General features: G+C 28.8%; 4 protein-coding genes. All 4 read right to left on the bottom strand.

Going from position 1 to position 2,779, the window contains the following annotated elements:
• A partial coding sequence (locus tag RWN11_RS08145; protein ID WP_314161235.1) for a DUF302 domain-containing protein occupies positions 1-362 on the bottom strand: 362 nt, incomplete at its 3' end.
• 135 nt (positions 363-497) lie between these two features.
• Complete coding sequence (locus tag RWN11_RS08140; protein WP_314161234.1) at positions 498-1,544, bottom strand: LLM class flavin-dependent oxidoreductase; 1,047 nt, start codon at positions 1,542-1,544, stop codon at positions 498-500.
• Positions 1,545-1,682: 138 nt separating this feature from the next.
• A complete protein-coding gene (locus RWN11_RS08135) occupies positions 1,683-1,844 on the bottom strand; it encodes a hypothetical protein (RefSeq protein ID WP_314161233.1) in 162 nt (53 codons plus the stop codon).
• 191 nt (positions 1,845-2,035) lie between these two features.
• The coding region (locus tag RWN11_RS08130) for a TraX family protein (protein WP_314161232.1) at positions 2,036-2,779 on the bottom strand (744 nt) is incomplete at its 5' end.

Raw genomic sequence — 2,779 nt, 5'->3', positions numbered from 1 at the left:
TTAATTATATCTAAATACAAATTGTCCATCTTAGGTAATATTTCTTTTATTCTATCAGAATGTTCTTCTTTTAACCATGAAGTAGGTTTTTCATATAATACTTCTGTCTTATCTTCTCTCTTAATAAGTAATAATTTAAGTGGTAGATTAAAACTTAGATAAATATCATCTTGCATTAATAATGTACCTACTTTAGGATTTCCAAATACTACATATTGAATATCCTCTAATTCTAAATCAACATTTTTAGCATATTCACCTTGGTTTATATTTAAAAATTGGTGAATGTTATTTTTTTCTAAATATTCATCTACTCTTAATTTTACATTAACAAATTCGTTGTTAATTAGATATTTTTCCATAATTTACCTCTTTTTTACTATTATTAAGTTTATTTAATTTCATAATACACTAATTATCTACTTTTGTCATCAATTTAGTTTTCAAGAAATTATAAGGTCTATAAGAAGTTTATAGTTCTACAATTCATCGCTAAGCTAGTCGTTAATTTCATCTACAACCTCTTTTAATAATTCATATGAATGGTGTTGAGCCTCTTCATCGTAAATATATGAATTTATCATTAATTCATCGAACTCTACCCTACGTTTTAAATCTAAGATCTGATTTTTCACAGTTTCCTTATTACCAATAAATGAGATTTTTGTCATCTGATCAACGACAGCTTTCTCATGATCAACTATCTCATCATGTTCAAATGCAATTGGTCCAAAATGCGGAACTTTAGTTGTCGCGATATAATTTTTCCATACCGCTTCTTCCGATTGTACTGGAGGAACCATGCCTTGAGGATTACTTGTAATAATATTTAAAAACGATTGAATCTGAGTTGTTGATAATCTTTTTGCTTCTTCATCGGTATCTGCAACAACTGCATTAGCACCTAAAATTACATACGGCTCACTTAAAACTTCTGATGGTTTAAAGTAATGTCTATAAATTGCTACTGCATTTTCCATCATAGCTGGAGCAAAATGCGATGCAAATGAATAAGGTAAGCCTAGCTCAGCAGCTACATATGCACTATCAGTACTTGAACCTAGTATGTATAGTGGAACATCAAGCCCAGCAGCTGGATATGCATGAACAGGTCTTGTATCTTTAAAATACCCAGATAGCTCCACGACTTCTTTTTTAAAATCCATCTCTCTATTTGTGTTTCTTCTAATAGCTCGCGCAGTGTTATAATCAGTACCTGGAGCACGCCCTAAACCTAAATCAACTCTTCCTGGATAAAGAGTCTCTAAAGTTCCATATTGTTCAGCAACTATATACGGACTATGATTAGGCAACATTACTCCACCTGATCCTACTCTAATATTTTTTGTATTATCTAATGTACGTTGTATTAGTAATTGTGTCGCACTACTTGCTACACTTTTAGTATTATGATGTTCTGCAATCCAATATCTTTCATATCCTAATTCATCAGCCTTTTTAGCTAATTTAACCATTGCGTCAATAGCATCTTTAAAATTCTGCCCCTGTCTTAATGGAGCTAAATTTAAAATTGAAATTTTCATAGTTGTCTCCTTACTTATTTTCTATCAATATTTTAATATGAATATATAGCTATATAAAAATATCCTTCTGAGCTAAATTCTCAATACACTCATCATGATGAAGAGAATTCGTTACTTGTCCTTTATCTTCAGGTAAACTTACAGCATTTTTATAAGCTCACTCACTTTATTTTGGGATACTTCTTCTTGCTTTAAATACGTTCTAATTTCTAAATATATTTTACTTGAATGACTTAAAACAAAATATTTATTTTTTGCCCATAATTTTTGACATTGAACTCTTTCTTCTTTATTATCCATTTTATCCTTTCGAAAACAGTTTATTTTTAATATCCATATTATATTATATCTCATACTTTTTTACTACATATTGATATCGAACTGTATAAAAAGTTCCTTATTAAGTTTTATCTTAATAAGGAACTTCTACATTAGTTTTCGTTGTATTAAATTTAACCATGTTTTTTTGATTTGCTACGTCCATACTAATTCTAAAAAACCAATGGTATATTTCCATATAATATAATTCTAAAAATACCTATAATTGCCAAGTGTATTGGATAATAATAGTAGAAGAACCATTTAGAACCAGTATGTTTTCCTCTAGTACCATCATATCTCATTAATAATGGTAACGAAAGTAAAGTTGCAAACTGTAATACTCCATAAAATACATCTATAAATATAATATAAATAGCTGCATAAACACTTATCCATATAACATAGTCTAATATTTGTTGTTTTTTATTATTTCTATGATTATATAAAAAGAATGGCATCATTAACGCTATAGAAGACCAATCCGCTACAAATGTTAATAAACAGAATACAATAATTACTAAAATCTTTAATGTATTATTTATCTTCTCATTTCTAAAGATTGCGATTAATGCAACCGACATCGCCAGTGGGAATAAGACACTTGTTTTATTAAATATACTTCCTGTAGTTATATCAAATGGTATTCCTAAACCGAAGCAAAAAGCAAAGTGACTGATAACAGCAAAGCTCATAATTCTAAAGAAATATTTTTTAATATCTTTTGTATAATAACATCCTTCTGCGATAAAATACCACATAATCGGTGCTGTTAAACGTCCTACTATGTGCATAAGTACTGGTATTGTTTCTTTAACTAAACCTGGATATAATAGCCATGCTAAATGATCAATTGTCATAGCAATTATAGCTATATATTTTAACTGAGTTCCATCAAACTTTAAATTCTTCATTTT

Source organism: uncultured Gemella sp. (genome assembly GCF_963519265.1).
Classification (GTDB): domain Bacteria; phylum Bacillota; class Bacilli; order Staphylococcales; family Gemellaceae; genus Gemella.
The sequence above is the reverse complement of the archived record's forward strand: the minus strand, read 5'-3'. Positions and strand labels throughout refer to the sequence as shown.

Excerpts from the sequence above, each read along its gene's own strand:
- RWN11_RS08140 (WP_314161234.1), bottom strand. The coding sequence starts at position 1,544 with ATGAAAATTTCAATTTTAAATTTAGCTCCATTAAGACAGGGGCAGAAT.
- RWN11_RS08135 (WP_314161233.1), bottom strand. The coding sequence starts at position 1,844 with ATGGATAATAAAGAAGAAAGAGTTCAATGTCAAAAATTATGGGCAAAA.